At 68.7% G+C, this 14,182-nt stretch carries 14 protein-coding genes; 6 read left to right on the top strand and 8 right to left on the bottom strand.

All coding sequences use genetic code 11. The features are described 5' to 3' along the window. On the top strand, positions 1–634 hold a 634-nt coding region (locus Q7P21_RS00785), incomplete at its 5' end, for a dihydroxy-acid dehydratase (protein ID WP_304175320.1). Positions 635–644: 10 nt separating this feature from the next. On the opposite strand, the gene Q7P21_RS00780 is transcribed toward Q7P21_RS00785, so the two are convergent. After that, positions 645–2,279 (bottom strand): glycosyltransferase family 4 protein, encoded by a 1,635-nt coding sequence (locus tag Q7P21_RS00780; RefSeq protein ID WP_304175318.1) that lies wholly within the window; start codon positions 2,277–2,279, stop codon positions 645–647. A gap of 162 nt (positions 2,280–2,441) precedes the next feature. On the opposite strand from Q7P21_RS00780, the gene Q7P21_RS00775 reads away from it, so the two are divergent. Both Q7P21_RS00775 and Q7P21_RS00770 read left to right on the top strand, forming a co-directional pair. After that, a complete protein-coding gene (locus Q7P21_RS00775) occupies positions 2,442–2,864 on the top strand; it encodes an Hsp20 family protein (protein WP_304164204.1) in 423 nt (140 codons plus the stop codon). Positions 2,865–2,934: 70 nt separating this feature from the next. Beyond that, positions 2,935–3,201, top strand: coding sequence for a DUF1150 domain-containing protein (locus Q7P21_RS00770; protein ID WP_304164207.1), 267 nt, complete (start codon positions 2,935–2,937; stop codon positions 3,199–3,201). Between the two features lie 184 nt (positions 3,202–3,385). Here Q7P21_RS00770 and ptsN read toward each other — a convergent pair whose 3' ends face one another. After that, the gene (gene ptsN, locus Q7P21_RS00765; RefSeq protein ID WP_304164209.1) at positions 3,386–3,850 is read right to left on the bottom strand and encodes a PTS IIA-like nitrogen regulatory protein PtsN; all 465 of its coding nucleotides are present in this window, start codon (positions 3,848–3,850) and stop codon (positions 3,386–3,388) included. A gap of 72 nt (positions 3,851–3,922) precedes the next feature. Beyond that, positions 3,923–4,558 (bottom strand): ribosome hibernation-promoting factor, HPF/YfiA family, encoded by a 636-nt coding sequence (gene raiA, locus Q7P21_RS00760; protein ID WP_304164211.1) that lies wholly within the window; start codon positions 4,556–4,558, stop codon positions 3,923–3,925. A 299-nt stretch (positions 4,559–4,857) separates the two neighbouring features. Between raiA and Q7P21_RS00755 the strand changes: the two genes are divergently transcribed. The 3 genes from Q7P21_RS00755 to Q7P21_RS00745 all read left to right on the top strand — a co-directional run bounded on the left by Q7P21_RS00755 (position 4,858) and on the right by Q7P21_RS00745 (position 7,088). Further along, the gene (locus tag Q7P21_RS00755) at positions 4,858–5,907 is read left to right on the top strand and encodes an aspartate-semialdehyde dehydrogenase (RefSeq protein ID WP_304175316.1); all 1,050 of its coding nucleotides are present in this window, start codon (positions 4,858–4,860) and stop codon (positions 5,905–5,907) included. An 87-nt stretch (positions 5,908–5,994) separates the two neighbouring features. Continuing rightward, a complete protein-coding gene (locus Q7P21_RS00750; protein ID WP_304175313.1) occupies positions 5,995–6,456 on the top strand; it encodes a GNAT family N-acetyltransferase in 462 nt (153 codons plus the stop codon). Further along, on the top strand, positions 6,453–7,088 hold the full coding sequence (locus Q7P21_RS00745; RefSeq protein ID WP_304164218.1) for a glutathione S-transferase family protein: 636 nt from the start codon (positions 6,453–6,455) through the stop codon (positions 7,086–7,088). Before Q7P21_RS00750 ends, Q7P21_RS00745 begins: the two co-directional genes overlap by 4 nt. Here the strand turns inward: Q7P21_RS00745 and rpoN are convergent. From rpoN to lptB, 5 genes are all read right to left on the bottom strand, one after another. Then, positions 7,085–8,578, bottom strand: a complete 1,494-nt coding sequence (rpoN, locus tag Q7P21_RS00740) for an RNA polymerase factor sigma-54 (RefSeq protein WP_304175311.1) — start codon at positions 8,576–8,578, stop codon at positions 7,085–7,087. The genes Q7P21_RS00745 and rpoN overlap by 4 nt on opposite strands. A gap of 100 nt (positions 8,579–8,678) precedes the next feature. Next, the gene (locus Q7P21_RS00735; RefSeq protein ID WP_304175309.1) at positions 8,679–10,736 is read right to left on the bottom strand and encodes a S9 family peptidase; all 2,058 of its coding nucleotides are present in this window, start codon (positions 10,734–10,736) and stop codon (positions 8,679–8,681) included. A gap of 98 nt (positions 10,737–10,834) precedes the next feature. Then, a complete protein-coding gene (locus tag Q7P21_RS00730) occupies positions 10,835–11,797 on the bottom strand; it encodes an alpha/beta fold hydrolase (RefSeq protein ID WP_304170171.1) in 963 nt (320 codons plus the stop codon). 12 nt (positions 11,798–11,809) lie between these two features. Further along, the gene (locus tag Q7P21_RS00725) at positions 11,810–13,321 is read right to left on the bottom strand and encodes a sulfatase (protein ID WP_304175307.1); all 1,512 of its coding nucleotides are present in this window, start codon (positions 13,319–13,321) and stop codon (positions 11,810–11,812) included. 107 nt (positions 13,322–13,428) lie between these two features. After that, the gene (gene lptB, locus Q7P21_RS00720; RefSeq protein ID WP_304170179.1) at positions 13,429–14,163 is read right to left on the bottom strand and encodes an LPS export ABC transporter ATP-binding protein; all 735 of its coding nucleotides are present in this window, start codon (positions 14,161–14,163) and stop codon (positions 13,429–13,431) included. Positions 14,164–14,182: the final 19 nt, after the last annotated feature.

Genomic DNA, 14,182 nt, shown 5'->3' with positions numbered 1-14,182 from the left:
GGGCGTGATCCGCGACGCCGCCCACGCCTTTTCCCAGGATGGGGGCCTGGCCGTGCTGAAGGGCGACCTCGCCCTGGACGGCTGTATCGTCAAGACCGCCGGGGTCGATGAGAGCATCCTGAAGTTCTCTGGTCCCGCCAAGGTCTTTGAGAGCCAGGACGCCTCGGTCAGCGCCATCCTGACCGGCAAGGTCAAGGCCGGCGACGTGGTGGTGATCCGCTATGAGGGGCCGCGCGGCGGGCCGGGCATGCAGGAGATGCTCTATCCGACCAGCTATCTGAAATCGAAGGGCCTGGGGAAAGACTGCGCCCTGATCACCGACGGCCGATTCTCCGGCGGCACGTCGGGCCTGTCGATTGGCCATGTCTCGCCTGAAGCGGCGGAGGGCGGACTGATCGCCCTGGTCGAGGACGGCGACATCATCGCCATCGACATCCCCAGCCGAACCATCAGCCTGCAGGTCGCCCCGGCGGTGATCGCCCGGCGCCGTGCGGCGATGGAGGCCAGGGGCGAGGCCGCCTGGCGGCCCGCCACGCCCCGCAACCGCAAGGTCTCCACGGCCCTGAAGGCCTATGCGGCCTTCACCACCAGCGCGGCGCGCGGCGCGGTGCGCGACCTGGATCAGAAGCGGTAGGCCAGCGGCCTCAGCCCAGCCGCAGCAGGCCGAACTTGGCGAGCCACATCAGGCTGCGGATGGCGCCGGGGGTGGGGCCGCCGCAGGCGTCCAGCAGGGCGGCAACGGTCTGTTCGCCGGTCTGGGCCTGGCGGTGCAGGGCGCGGATGGTGTCTTGCGGGGTGAAGGCGTCGAGCAGGGCGTTGGCCATGCCGAGGTCCAGCAGGGCGTCCAGAGCCAGGTCGCCGGCCGCCCGAGCCGCGACGGGGACGTTCAGGTCCAGGACCTGGGTCGGATAGGACTGGAACAGCTCGAAGGGGTCGGGGCGGGTCGGCCAGGGGATATTGGCCTGGGGCGGGGCGGCGCGACGGAGCTCGCCCAGCTCACGGGCCAGGTCGACATAGCGCAACACGATCCGCGACCAGCTGAACTCGGCCTTGGCCCGGGCCCGGCCGGCCGCGCCCAGGCGCTGGCGCAGGGCGGGATCCTCGACCAGCAGGGCGACCCGATCGGTCAACTGGTCGATATCCACCACCGTGGACATCGAGACCCGGCCGACGAAGTGGTCGTAGGAATCGATCTCGGCCGCGTAGCGGAAAGCCAGGTCGCCGCCGGCCCCTGGCGGGGCTGAGATCGTCGTGATGCGGAAGCCGTCGATCCCGTCGCGCACCGTGTCCTTGTAGCCGTTCCAGTCGCTGACCAGCACTGGCAGGCCGGCGGCCATGGCCTCCACCGGGGTCAGGCCGAAGGTCTCCTGGATATTGTCTGACAGCGAGGTGAAGACGTCGGCCGCCTGCCAGGCGCCGGCATAGGCGGCCGGGTCGGCGCCATCGACGTGCAGAAAGCGGACGGAGGGGGCCAGGGCCTGCTGGGCGGCGCGATAGGTGTTGCTGACCGCCTGGGCGGGGAAGACCCCGGCCTCGATCATCACCAGCTTGCGGCCCGTGCGGCGGGCGACCGCCTCCAGGGCTTGGTACAGTGGGGCGGGATTGGCCTTGGCGTGGAACACCAGCCGGCCGGCGAACAGGAAGGCGGTCTCGTCGGCCGCCAGGCCCAGGCTGGTCCGGGCCCGGGCGATGGAGGCCGGAGTGCGCCGCAGGGCCTCCAGATCGGCGCCCAGGGGAATGACCGGCAGCTTCAGATCGACAAAGCGGGTGGCGCCCAGGTGGGCGGCGGCCCAGTCGCGATATTCCGCCTGCAGGCGGGTGACCACGTCGTAGGCGACCTGGGAGGTGCAGATCAGGGCGTCCCAGGGCTGGAACGGGGCCATGGTCTGGCGCGACACGGTGTCCATGGCGTCGCGGGACGACAGGGTATGGGTGACGCCGAACAGGCTCTGGCTGGTGGGCCCGCGCGAATTCCGCAGATGGGCGATCCGGTCATTGACCGGGGCAGGCCAATAGAGGGCGTCGAGCGCCGCGCCGCGGCCATGCAGATAGCCCCGATGCCACTGGGTGTGACCCTTGAAGTTCCAGCCCAGCAGCTGGTCCCGCATCTGGTCCGCCTCGCCCGGGAACAGGCCGAGCGCGTGCAGGTCTCCGTTAGGCCAGGTGTCGACAATGGCCTTCAGCAAGCCCTGGCCGGCGCTCTGGCGACCCATGATCTTGCCCGCCGTCGAGAAGCTGTCGGCGGTATAGGTGATGGCGAAATTGAGCGGTTTGACCATGCCTCTTCCTGACCGCGACCGCCGCGCGAGGCAAGGGGCGAGACACCCACAGCCAGGCTCCATTGAACCTTGGCCCGGGGATCACCACATGGATTTGATCCGAGGGACGCGCCGCATCTGGGCGGACCCGCGGAGAGTCGCTTGATATGCGAGGACTCTGGAATGAATCGATCAGTGGTTTTCGACAGCCCCTTCCTGCTGGGCTTCGAGCATACGCGGAATCTCATCGAGCGCGCGGCCAAGGCCGCCGCCGAGAGCTATCCGCCCTATAATGTGGAGGATCGCGGGGCGGGTGCGCTGCGCATCACCCTGGCCGTGGCCGGCTTCACGCCCGAGACCCTGCATGTGACCCTCGAGGACCGGCACCTGACGGTGGCGGGCAAGCGCGAGGAGGCCGGCGGCAAGGCCGAGGACGCCTATCTGCACCGGGGCATCGCCGCGCGCGGCTTCGTTCGCTCCTTCGTCCTGGCCGACGGCATGGTGGTCGAGCGCGCCCTGCTGGAGCACGGCCTCCTGCATATCGATCTCGACCGGCCCGAACCGGACCGTCTGGTGAAACGCATTCCGATCCAGACGGCCAGCTAGAGCCGCAAGTTAGGCGCTCGGCCGAACCTGGGGAGCGTCAGAAGCGTTAGTGTTCAAGGAGGTGGTCATCATGACACCCAATTTCGCGACCGATCTTTCACTGGAAGCCTTCGCCGCCCTGGGCGGTCCCGATCTCGTCTATGTCCGGCCGATCAAGGCCGCCGAGATCCTGGCCTCGACCCCCAATGGCCAGATCGAGGGTTTCGAGCTGCAACCCGACCAGGTGCTCTACGCCGTCCACCGCGCCAATGGCGAACGGCTGGCGGTGCTGACCGACAAGGACACCGCCATGGCCGCCGCTCTGGCCCATGAATTGGCGCCGGTGTCGGTGCACTAGATTTTATTGTCCACGAACCACACGAACGGCACGAACAGACCGACGCCAGTCCAGGTCGTTTCCGATAACCCTGGCTCCTTCGTATAGACAAACCGGCTTCGCCGATTGAAGCTACGAACGCTCGTCGTGTGGTTCGTGTGGTTCGTGGACCCGTCTTCTTGATATCCGACCGGTAGCCCTGCCCCTAAGCCGCCGTCGAGCGGGCTTCCTGGGCCAATAGGACATGGATGGCGTCGGCGGTGCGGGCCTGGCGCAGTTGTTCGCGCAGGTCGCCCTGGCGCAGGACGCGGGAGACGCGGGCCAGCGCCCGCAGGTGCTCTGACCCGGCATTGGCCGGAGCCAGAAGGGCGAAGATCAGGTCGACGGGCTGATCGTCGATGGCGGCGAAGTCCACCGGCTGTTCCAGACGCATGAACACGCCGCACATCCGCTGCAGGCCCTCGATCCGGGCGTGCGGCACCGCGACGCCGTGACCGACGCCCGTGGAGCCGGCCAGTTCACGCTCTGTCAGGGCTTCTAGCAGCCGGGCCGAATCCAGGCCGAAATTGCGCGACGCGATCTCAGAGATCGCCGCCAGGACCTGACGCTTGCTCGACGCGCTCGCCCGCGGCGCGATGGCCGCGCGGTCCAGAATCTCACCAATCAACATTGTCTCGCGACGCCCAAAAAAATCCGTGCCCGCCCAACCATGACCGAGTGCGGAGCGGGCGGAACGCGAGCCCTAGGGACCTGTTCCGTTCACTCCGTTCCCGTTCGGCGATTTGGTGCGTTCGGGATCGATCCAGCCGATGTTCCCGTCGGGCCGGCGATATACCACGGACAATCCGCCGTGAGCCGCGTTCCTAAACACGATTGTTTGAGATTCCGTCAAGTCCAACTCCATGACCGCCATCGAAACGGTCATCGTGCGGAGCGCCTTCTCGGTTTCGGCGATCACCATGGCCGAGGGGAAGGGACCCGCCGGCGCGTCGTCGGCGTCGTCCCAGGCCTCGTCGGTGTCGTCCTCCGGCGACCGCAGCACGAAATAGGAGGCGGTCTCCGCCTGTCGGGCGGTGGCGGCGACCGAGTGGCTTTTCAAGCGCTGCTTATAGCGGCGAATGCGGCTCTCGATCTTGGCCAGGGCGGCGTCGAACGCGCCGTGCGCGTCACTGCCAAGCCCATGACTTTGCAGGGACTGGCCGGAGGCCAGCTTCACCGCGCAGTCGACCCTGAAGGAATGGCCCTCGCGACTGACGACGACGTCGGCGATGCCGCCGCGATCGAAGTACTTCCCGATGGAACCGGTGATTTCGTCAGTGACCCGCTCACGCAGGGCCTCTCCGACGGCGACATGCTTTCCAGCGACTTGGACTTGCATGATGAGAAGAACGCGCCTGTCCGAAGATGGTGTCAAGCACCCTTCGGGTGTGCGATGCGCGCCGATCGGCAGGGTCGAAAAGCCGCAGGCTTTGACAGGACCAGGGTTGATGAGCTACCCACCGGGCATGCGGTGCATGACCATTAAAAGCGCGATTAAAACGACCGGGCTCTCGGGGCCTGGGGGTTTGCGCGCGCACGTCGCATAACAACCCTCAGCAGACCCCGCCGGCAGGACGGGGTCGCAGGGTTTCAAACCACGGCGCTCCCGGCCCCCGGCTCACCCCCGGAGAGACGCCCATGACACAACCCAATCCCAGCTTCCCCGATCAGGCCCAGGCCCGCCCCCTGAACGTCGCCATCGTCGGCGCCACTGGCGCCGTGGGCGTCGAACTGATGGGCTGCCTGGAGCGGCGGGGCTTTCCCGTCGCCACCCTGAGGCTGCTGGCCTCACCGCGCTCGGCCGGCCGCACCCTGCCCTTCAAGGGCCAGGGGATCGTGATCGAGGCGCTCGGCCCGGACAGCTTCCAAGGCATGGATGTCGCCCTGTTCTCGGCCGGCGCGACCATCAGCCGCCAGTACGCGCCGATCGCGGCTGCGGCCGGCTGCGTGGTGATCGACAATTCCTCGGCCTTCCGCATGGATGAGGGCACGCCCCTGGTGGTGCCGGAGGTGAATGGCGCGCTCCTGGCCGACCGGCCGGCGTTGGTGGCCAATCCCAATTGCGTGGCCGCCATCGCGGTGATGGCTCTGGCCCCGCTGCACGCCCACAATCCGGTGACCCGGGTGATCGGGGCCACCTACCAGTCGGCCTCCGGGGCCGGGGCGGCGGCCATGGCCGAGCTGGAGGCCTCCACCGGCGCCTATCTGGCTGGCGAGCCGTTCGCGCCCAAGGTGCTGCCGCACCCCTACGCCTTCAACCTGTTCAGCCACAACGCCGAGGTGGACGCCGCCAGCGGCTACAATGGCGAGGAGCTGAAGGCCATGGCCGAGATCCGCAAGATCCTGTCGGCGCCAGACATGCGGCTGTCCTTCACCTGCGTGCGGGTGCCCGTGCTGCGCGCCCACTCCATGGCGCTCACCGTCGAGTTCGAGCGGCCGGTGACCCCTGCCCAGGCCGAGGCCTGGCTGGCCGGGGCCGCCGGGGTGCGGCTGGTGAACGACCACGCCGGCAATCACTATCCCATGCCCAACGAGGCCTCAGGTGGCGATGACGTGCTGGTCGGCCGGATCCGCGCCGACCTGTCAGACCCGAGCGGCCGGACGCTCAGCCTGTTCCTGTCCGGCGACCAACTCTTGAAGGGCGCGGCGCTGAACGCCGTGCAGATCGCGGAGGCCCTGCCGCGCTGAGGTCAAGTGGTCTGGTCGGACGTCCGGAATTGGGGCTTCCGACCAGGCCGCTGGGCGGCGATGACCTATCGCCACGGAGACCTGACCATGACCCTCGAGATCCTCGACATCGCCGCCCGCCCGGACCTGAAGCCCGCCTGGCGGGCGCTGTTCGACGGCTATTCGACCTTCTACAAGCGCCAGCTCACCGATCCGGTCGCCGACGCGGTCTGGGCCTGGCTGACGGACCGCCTCCACGAGGTCGAGGGTCGGCTGGCCCTGGTGGACGGGACCCCAGTGGGCCTGGCCCATTTCCGCCGCCAGCCACGCACCGGCTTCGGCGAGGACATGGGCTATCTGGACGACCTGTTCGTCAGCCCCGACGCCCGCTCGGGCGGGGTCGGCCGGGCCCTGATCGAGCATGTGCGGGAGGTGGGCCGGGGCCGGGGCTGGCGCACCATCCGCTGGACCACGGCCGACGACAACTATCGGGCGCGGACGCTCTATGATCAGCTGGCCGCCAAGACCAGCTGGAACCTCTACGAACTGACGGTCGGAGACACCCCGTGATCGAGCTGCACTACTATCCCGGCAACGCCAGCCTGTTCCCACACATGCTGTTGCGGGAGCTGGAGGTTCCCTTCGTGCTGCGGCTGGTTGATCGGGACGCCGGCGCCCAGACCAGCCCCGCCTATCTGAAGCTCAATCCGAACGGCAAGATCCCGGTGCTGATCGACGGCGAGGTGGTGATCTATGAGACCGCCGCCATCGCGCTCTATCTGACCGACACCTATCCGCAGAAGGGGCTCAGCCCGCCGCCCGGAACGCCCCAGCGGGCCGACTATTACCGGTGGATGGTCCACCTCTCCAACACCCCCCAGGCCGAGTTCCGGGCCTGGTTCTATCCGCACGAATTCACCACAGACCCGGACGGCGTGGCCGGGGTGAAGACCGCGACGGGGCTTCGGCTCTCCGATGTGTTCGGCCGCATCGAGGGGCTGCTAGGGGCGGGTCCCTGGCTGCTGGGCGAGCGGTTCAGCGCCGCCGACCTCTATCTGCTGATGATGACCCGCTGGGGCCGCACCCTGCCCAATCCGATCCGCGACCTGCCGAACCTGGGCGCTCACGCGGCCCGGGTCCTGGCCCGCCCCGCAGTGGCTGCGACCTTCAAGGCCGAGGGGCTGGAAGCGCCGTTCGTTTAGGCGGTCTGCTTCAGCATCCTGCGGCGCTCCACCGAGGAGGGGATGCGCATGGCCTCGCGGTACTTGGCGACTGTGCGCCTGGCGATATCGACCCCGGTCTCCTTGAGGATCTCGACGATGCGGTCGTCGGAATGCACCTCGGCCTCGGCGCGCTCGGCCTCGATCAGCTGGCGGATGCGGTGGCGGACGCTCTCGGCGGAGTGGGCCTCGCCGCCCTCGGTGGCCTGGATGGCCGAGGTGAAGAAGAACTTCATCTCGAACATGCCGCGCGGGGTGGCGATGTACTTGTTGGAGGTCACCCGGCTGACGGTGCTCTCGTGCATGCCGATCGCCTCGGCCACGGTCTTGAGGTTCAGCGGGCGCAGGTGCTCGACCCCGAAGGCCAGGAAGCCGTCCTGCTGGCGGACGATCTCGGAGGCGACCTTGAGGATGGTCTTGGCCCGCTGGTCGAGGCTCTTCACCAGCCAGTTGGCCGACGCCATGCAGTCGGCGACGAAGACCTTTTCCTGATCGGTGCGGGCGGCGGCCGAGACCCGGGCGTGATAGCGCTGGTCGACCAGCAGTCTCGGCAGGGTGTCGCTGTTCAGCTCCACATGCCACAGGCCGCCCAGGCCCTCGCGGATGAAGACATCGGGGGCGACCGGGGTGGCGGGATCGCCGCCGAAGGCTGCGCCGGGCCGGGGCGTCAGGGCCCGCAGCTCGGAGATCATCTCCTTGAGGTCCTCGTCGTCCACGCCGCAGGCGCGGCGCAGACCCGGCATGTCGCGGCGGGCGAGCAGGTCGAGATTGTCCAGCAGCGCCATCATGGCCGGATCGCAGCGGTCGCGGTCCTTGAGCTGGATCATCAGGCATTCGCGCACATCGCGGGCGAAGACCCCCACCGGCTCGAAGCGCTGCAGCATGCGCAGCACGTCCTCGACGAAGGTCAGGTCACAGCCCAGGCGCTCGGCGGTCTCGGCCAGGTCGCAGCGCAGATAGCCGCCCTCGTCCACCCCGTCGGCCAGGACCCGGGCCACGGCCAGCTCCGGGCCGGAGAAGCCGGCGACCATCAACTGGTCTTCCAGATGTTCGGGCAGGGTCTTGTCGCGGGTCAGGCGCTGTTCGAAGTCGTCGAGGTCCTCGAAGGAGCCGCCCTTGCCGGCCTTGGACCAGTCGACCGTTCCGCCGGCCTCCTGGGCCTCGGCGGTGTCGCCGGTGGCGCGCTCGCCGGGCGAGGACTCGGCGTCGTGATTGATGTCCATCTCGACGCTGGCGGCGCCGTCGGGGATCTGGTCGGAAGCGTATTCCTCGGTGTCGCGGGGGGCGGCCTCGGCCTCGGGTTCGGAGTCACGGTCGTCCCGCTGGAGCAGCGGGTTGCGCTCCAGTTCGCCCTCGACATAGGCCTCCAACTCCATGTTGGAGAGCTGCAGCAGCTTGATGGCCTGCTGCAGCTGGGGGGTGATCACCAGCCCCTGGCCTTGCCGCATCTCCAAACGCGCGCCGAGCGCCAAATCCGCCTCCTGGCCTGTTTCTTGCGTCACAGGCTAGGGCCGGCATTCCCACCGAATGGTTAATGGCGGAAAGGTTTGGCGCCTTTCTTGCGTTCGCGGCTCACTTGGCCGCGGGCGGGGCCTTGTAGCGCTCGAACCAGGCGAGGATGGCGGCGGCCTTGCCGGCGGCCTGGGACGGCCTGGCCGCGATGCCGCCATGGCTGGCGCCGGGCACCTTGACCAGCGCCGTGGGCACGCCGCGCAGCTGCAGGGCCTGGTAATATTGCTCGGCCTCGCTGGGCGGGGTGCGCAGGTCATGGTCGCCGACCACCACCAGGGTGGGCGTCACCACATTGCCGACCAGGGACAGGGGCGAACGGGCCCAATAGGCTTGCGGGTCCTCCCAGGGCATCTTGCCGAACCAGTCGCGGGCCATGCCGGTATAGCCGTCGACGGTCAGCACCTCGCTGGCCCAGTTGATCACCGGCTTCTGGGTCGCGGCGGCGGCGAAACGGCCGGTCTTGCCGACGATCCAGGCGGTCAGCGCCCCGCCGCCGGAGCCGCCGGTGACGTAGAGCCGCTTGTCGTCGACCGAGCCCTTGGCGATGGCGGCGTCCACCACGCTCATCAGGTCGTCATAGTCGTGGCTCGGATAGTTGCGGTCGATCTCATTGGCGAAGGCCTCGCCATAGGAGGTCGAGCCGCGCGGGTTGGAATAGACCACGATATAGCCGGCGGCCGCATAGAGCTGGTCGTCGGTGGAGAAGGACGGGCCATAGGCCGAGAACGGGCCACCGTGGATCTCCAGGATCAGCGGATATTTCTTGGCGGGGTCGAAGCCGGGCGGGGTGACCATCCAGGCGCCGATCGGCTTCTTGTCATAGGACGAGGTCACCGCCAGGGCCTCGACCTTGCCGAGCGTCTTGGCCGCCAGCAGGTCGGCGTTGAGGTCGGTCAGCACGCGCGCCGCCCCGCCCTTGGTCACCGCCAACTCGGCCGGGTGGGCCGGGTCGCCCTTGGTGAAGGCCACGGTCCCGTCGCGGGCGAGCGAATAGTCCCCGCCGCTATAGGGCCGGTCGAGGCCGCCGCCGGTCAGGCCCTCGGCCACCGGGGTGATCTTGCCGTCCAGGCTCAGGCGGGCGACCTTGGTCACGCCCTTGTCGACATAGCTGATGATCAGGCTCTTGCCGTCGCCGGACCAGGCGGCGTTGTCCACCGAGCGGTCGAGGCCGGCGGTGAGCGCGCGGGCGTTCTGGCCATCGGCGTCCATCAGATAGACAAGCTGGTTCTCGTAGCCCCGGTGCCGGGCGTTGTCGTAGCCGAGATAGGCGATCTGCTTGCCGCTGGGCGACACCGCCGGGGCGTAGTCGGGACCGACCCGATGGGTCAGGGCCGTCAGGGTCCCGTCGGCCAGGGACAGGCGATAGATCTCCGCCTCGCCGGGGTCACGTTCCCAGTCCTTGGCGCGGTCGGAGGCGAACAGCAGGCCCTGGCCGTCGCCGGTGAAGGCCAGGGGGCCTTGCGAATCGAAGCGGCCAAAGGTGCGCTGGCGGGGCGAGCCGCCGTCGGCCGAGATGGTGAAGATCTGAGAGAAGCCGGGCTTCAGTTCGCCCTCGCCGTCGGCGCGCCAATTGACCCGGTCCTCGACCCGCAGGGGCTCCGCCCACTGGGCGCCCTCGGGCTTGGACGGCGGGCCGCCCAGCTTCGCGCCCTCGTCGGCGACCATCATGGTGAAGGCCAGCGTCTTGCCGTCCGGCGACCAGGTGATGTCGCCCGGGGACTGCTCGAGGGTGGCGACCTTGGCCTCGCGACCCGTGGCCATCCAACGCACGATCAGCTGCGGGGCGCCGCCGACCACGGCCATATAGGCCATACGCTGACCATCCGGAGACCAGCGCGGGGCGAAGCTGGAGCCCTCCAGGGCCACCAGCGGCGACTGGGCGCCGCTCCTGGGATCGACCAGCCAGATCGAGCGCCGGGCGCGGTCGGTCATGATGTCATTGGTGATCCGCACATAGGCGACCGCCCCGCCGTCGGGACGCATCTGCGGGTCGGAGGCCTGCTGCAGGCTGAAGATGTCACGGCCGGTGAACTTGGGCTGGGGGCCGTCGGCGCCCTGGGCCAGGACCGGACCGGCCAGCACGACTGAAAACACCGATGCAAGAAGAACTGAACGCATGAAAAATCCCCACCCGATCAAAACCGGAGAAACCAAGGCGCGCATTAGTCGGGGTGGAGGGCGGATTTGTCCAGCTTCGGGAGGAGGTGGTGGGGCCCCTACTTCGCCACAGCCGGAACGGTCGCCAAAAACGCCTCCAGGTCCGCAGCCGACTTGTCGGGGATTTGCTCCATGGGGACGTGGCCGACGCCGGGATAGAGGATCAGCTTGGCGCCCGGGATGGCGGCGGCCAGGGCCTTGCCGGCGGCGACCGGGATCACCGTGTCGGCCTCGCCGTGCATGACCAGGGTCGGCGCGTGGATGGCCTTGAAGGTCTCCGCCGTGGCCGGCTTGCGCGGGCCGCCCTGGGCGTTGAGCAACAGGTCGCGATGGCCGGGGGCCAGGGCCAACTCGACATAGCGGTCGACCAGCTGGGGCGTGACCAGGCTCTGGTCGATATAGGCCTGTTTCAGGCCCTTCTCCGCCAGGGGGCGGGGATTGATCTGGCGCAGCAGGGCGCGACCGAGCGGATTGCGCAGCAGCACGAAGACGATGGGCGGGCCGCCCTTCTTCTTCATCGCCGCCGGATCGACCGGGGCGCCAGCCGAGTCCACCAGGATCAGGGCCGAGACCTTGTCCGGATGGGCCAGCGTATAGGCCCAGGCCACACCGCCGCCCATGGAGTTTCCGGCCAGGGCGAAGTGGTCGAGCTTCAGCGTCTGGGCCACCCCGTCGACGATGGCGACCTGGCCCTCATTGGAGAGCTTGTAGCCGGCCGGGACGGTGGTCAGGCCGTGGGCGGCGAGATCAAGAGTCACCACCCGGTGGTTCGGCCCCAACCGCTTCACCCAGGGCTCCCAGGTGTCGAGATTGGCGGCGAAGCCGTGGACCAGGATGATCGGCGATCCGGCCGGATTTCCCTGATCGCGATAGTGGACATCGACCCCGCCGGGCAGTTCGACGAAGCGCGAGGCGGGCGTCGTGTATTTCGCCTTCAAGGTCGCATAGGGGATGTCCTTGGCGCACGCGCCGAGGGTCAGGGCGGCCAGGGCCAGGACGAGGGCGCGAAGCGACTTGTTCATGGGGCGTATCCTTCAGAGCGGCAGGCCGAGGCGCTGGAACTGGGCGTTGGGCGCCTCCAGCTCCTTCAGCGCGGCGGTGAGTTGGGCGGCGAGCTCCGCCTCGAGCGGTGTGCCGGCGAGGTTGGTCTGTTCGTCGGGGTCGGCCCTGCGGTCGAACAGGTGGTTGCCGGTCGGCTTGACCAGGGCCCAGAAAGGCAGGTGGTCGCCGGCGTCGAAGGGCTGGTGGATCACCGGAACCTTGGAGCCCGGCATCCGGTCCAGGAAGGCGCGGTCGTCGGGAAGCGGCATGGCCAGCGCCCGGTCGACCACATGGGTCGGCATGGTCGACCAGCGGTTGGACATCATCGACAGGGGCGCATTGGCCCCGGCCGGCCCCCGGGCGTATTTGTAACGCTCCGTGACCAGATGCACCTCCCGGCCCCAGACCCCGGTCAGGAGCCAGTCGCGGACCTTGTCGGCCGAGCCGTCGAGCAGGGGCAGGAGCGACTTGCCGTGGGTGCGCTGGCGCACGGTGACCCCGAAGGCGTCGCAGAGCGTGGCGAAGATGTCGACGCTGGTGGTCAGGGCCGAACAGTCCCCGGCCGCCACGCCCGGCCAGCGGATCATCAGCGGGATGTGGCCGAGCGTGTTGTAGACCGGCACGCCGGGTTTGCCCCAGATGTCCTTCTCCCCCAGATAATGGCCGTGATCGGTGCAGAGGATGACGGCGGTGTCGTCGACCAGGCCGTTGCGGTCCAGGGCGTCCAGCACCTTGCCGAGCCAGTGGTCGATCATCGACAGCTTGCCGCCATAAGACGCGCGCAGCTGGCGGGCCTGGGCCTCGGTGAGCACGCCCTTGGCCAGGGCGCCCTGCATATAGGGCGGCCAGATCATGTGCGGCCCCTCCCAGTCGGAATCGTATTTCGAGGCCCAGGGTTCGGGGGTGTCGAAGGGCTCGTGCGGGTCGAACTCGTCGACGAACAGGAAGAAGCGGTCGTGACAGCCGGCGTTGTCGTCGATCCATTGGGCGGCGGCGGCCATGGTTCTTGGACCCGGGAAATCGGCCTCGCCCCGGAACCAGCCCCGGCTGTCGTCATAGGGCATGTGGCCGCGCCCCATGGAGGGCGCGCCGACCCAGCTGGCGTCGGGCCGCGTCTTCCAGGCGTCGCCCTCGTGGCCGCGCTCATAGGCCCAGGCGGTGAAGTCGGCGTGATAGTTCTCGCCGCCGGTCTCGAACAGGTGCGGGTGGTCGCTGATCAGCTGCGAGGCGACGCCGGCCTTGCGCAGTTCATAGGTGATGGCGTCTTCCCAGATCTCCACCGACCCCCAGGGCCGCCAGAGAAAATCCAGCGCCCCGCAGAGGATGTCGTGCCGGGCCGGCATGCAGGGCAAGGAGCCGGTGTGGTGGTTGTCGAACCGCACGGCGGTCTGGGCGAAGGCGTCGAGCACCGGGGTCTCGAACTCGGTCCCGCCATAGGCGCCCAGCATGTGGCGGTTGAGGCTGTCCAACAACAGCACGACCACGTTCTTCGGCGTCGCGACCACGCGTGTCTCCCCCCGCTTGCCGCGTCTGACGCGCGGCCGGGGAGAGGATCACCGCTGACGTAGGGGCAGGCAATGGCGGTTGGGTGACGGCCGCCGTGTTCGCTGTCTCAGCCGAAGTGATCGCCCAGATAGACGCGGCGGACTTCGGGATCGTCGACGATCTCGGCGGGGGAGCCTTCGAACAGCACCTCGCCGGCGGCGATGATCGAGGCGCGGTCGATGATGTCCAGCGTCTCGCGGACATTGTGGTCGGTGATCAGGATGCCGATCCCCCGGCCTTTCAGGAAGCCGATGACCTCGCGGATGTCGGCGATGGCGAGCGGGTCGATGCCGGCGAAGGGCTCGTCCAGCAGCATGAAGGAGGGCTCGCTGGCCAGCGCCCGGGCGATTTCCACCCGGCGGCGCTCACCGCCCGACAGCGACACGGCCGGCGCCTGGCGCAGGTGGCTGATGCGCATCTCGTCCAGCAGTTCGGCCACGGTGGCCTTGGCCTTGGCGATGTCGCGCTCGCGCAGCTCGACCACGGCCATGACGTTCTCTTCCACGGTCATGCCCCGGAAGATCGAGGTTTCCTGCGGCAGGTAGCCGACGCCCATGCGGGCGCGCTGGTACATGGGCTGGGCGGTGATGTTGGCGCCGTCGAGATAGATCGCGCCATAGTCGGCCGGGATCAGGCCGGTGATCATGTAGAAGCAGGTGGTCTTGCCCGCGCCGTTGGGGCCGAGCAGGCCGGCGACCTCGCCCCGGCGCAGGCGCAGGGACACGCCCTTGACCACCGTGCGGCCGCGGAAGGCCTTGCCGATATTGTCGACCACCAGCCCTTCGCCGGCGAGACCCGGCAGGGCGTCGAAGCGTTCGGGC

Origin of the sequence: Phenylobacterium aquaticum (assembly GCF_947378715.1) — a bacterium.
Lineage (GTDB): Bacteria > Pseudomonadota > Alphaproteobacteria > Caulobacterales > Caulobacteraceae > Phenylobacterium > Phenylobacterium aquaticum_A.
Note: the sequence above shows the minus strand (reverse complement) of the source record. Positions and strands in the feature narration are given on the sequence as shown.

What these genes read in the sequence shown, in the direction of transcription:
- Q7P21_RS00780 (WP_304175318.1), bottom strand. Translation starts at nt 2,279, where the DNA reads ATGGTCAAACCGCTCAATTTCGCCATCACCTATACCGCCGACAGCTTC.
- Q7P21_RS00755 (WP_304175316.1), top strand. Translation starts at nt 4,858, where the DNA reads ATGACACAACCCAATCCCAGCTTCCCCGATCAGGCCCAGGCCCGCCCC.
- Q7P21_RS00770 (WP_304164207.1), top strand. Translation starts at nt 2,935, where the DNA reads ATGACACCCAATTTCGCGACCGATCTTTCACTGGAAGCCTTCGCCGCC.
- Q7P21_RS00730 (WP_304170171.1), bottom strand. Translation starts at nt 11,797, where the DNA reads ATGAACAAGTCGCTTCGCGCCCTCGTCCTGGCCCTGGCCGCCCTGACC.
- ptsN (WP_304164209.1), bottom strand. Translation starts at nt 3,850, where the DNA reads ATGTTGATTGGTGAGATTCTGGACCGCGCGGCCATCGCGCCGCGGGCG.
- Q7P21_RS00775 (WP_304164204.1), top strand. Translation starts at nt 2,442, where the DNA reads ATGAATCGATCAGTGGTTTTCGACAGCCCCTTCCTGCTGGGCTTCGAG.
- Q7P21_RS00750 (WP_304175313.1), top strand. Translation starts at nt 5,995, where the DNA reads ATGACCCTCGAGATCCTCGACATCGCCGCCCGCCCGGACCTGAAGCCC.
- Q7P21_RS00735 (WP_304175309.1), bottom strand. Translation starts at nt 10,736, where the DNA reads ATGCGTTCAGTTCTTCTTGCATCGGTGTTTTCAGTCGTGCTGGCCGGT.
- raiA (WP_304164211.1), bottom strand. Translation starts at nt 4,558, where the DNA reads ATGCAAGTCCAAGTCGCTGGAAAGCATGTCGCCGTCGGAGAGGCCCTG.